Origin of the sequence: Sphingobacterium bovisgrunnientis, from assembly GCF_009829085.1 — a bacterium.
Lineage (GTDB): Bacteria > Bacteroidota > Bacteroidia > Sphingobacteriales > Sphingobacteriaceae > Sphingobacterium > Sphingobacterium bovisgrunnientis.
On the sequence record NZ_WUQY01000084.1, the window covers coordinates 1 to 1,031 of the forward strand.

Genomic DNA, 1,031 nt, shown 5'->3' on the forward strand with positions numbered 1-1,031 from the left:
AGTAGATGGACTTTTAGAACAACTTCTTAGCCGTCAGAACCTAAATGCTGCCTATGTACAAGTGGTCGGTAATCGTGGTGCTTGCGGTATCGATAAGATGGGCGTCGAATCCCTTGGAGATTATCTTAGAGAGCATAAGGAGAAACTTTTAACATCCATCAAGCAGGGGAATTATTCTCCTGCACCGGTAAGACGTGTCGAAATTCCCAAAGAGAATGGGTCAAAACGAATGCTTGGCATCCCAACAGTAGTTGATCGGCTCATCCAGCAGGGCATTAGTCAAATCCTAACACCAATCTACGAACCTGAATTCAGTGACCACAGTTACGGTTTTCGTCCGGGTCGCAATGCGCATCAAGCGCTTATCAAATGCAAGGCATACATTCAACAGGGGTATAAGTATTCCGTAGACATGGACTTAGAGAAGTTTTTCGATACGATGAATCACAGTAAACTGATTGAATTATTATCACGCACGATCAAAGATGGAAGACTGATCTCACTTATCCATCGATACTTGAGAGCAGGTGTAGAAATAAACGGAAGGACTAAAGTAACTACAGAAGGTGTACCTCAAGGGGGGCCACTAAGTCCACTTTTGAGCAATATCATGCTTAATGAACTGGACAAAGAACTGGAATCTCGAGGACACAAATTTGTACGTTACGCTGATGACCTTATTATATTGTGCCGTAGTAAACGGAGCGCCTCACGAGTGATGGAATCCATCACAAAATTTGTTGAAGGTAAGCTGATGCTTAAGGTCAATAAAGAGAAAAGTGTTGTTAGCTATGTCTCGAAGATTAAATTTCTAGGCTACAGTTTCTACAATTACCGAGGGGAGTCGCGCTTACGTATTCACCCTAAAAGTCTAGGGAAGATGAAAGCTAAGATTAAAGTATTAACTGGTCGTAGTCGGGGTTGGAGCGATGAACAGCGAATTCTCTACCTTAGGGAATACCTCACAGGCTGGATGCACTACTTTAAACTCGCCGACATGGGGAGTAATCTCTGGGATATGGATAAGTGGT

At 43.1% G+C, this 1,031-nt stretch carries 1 protein-coding gene; it reads left to right on the forward strand.

Translation table 11 applies throughout. The annotated features are described in order from the left end of the window. Window positions 1-1,031: group II intron reverse transcriptase/maturase (ltrA, locus tag GOQ16_RS17190; protein WP_160070422.1), on the forward strand; the 1,031-nt coding region annotated here is incomplete at both ends.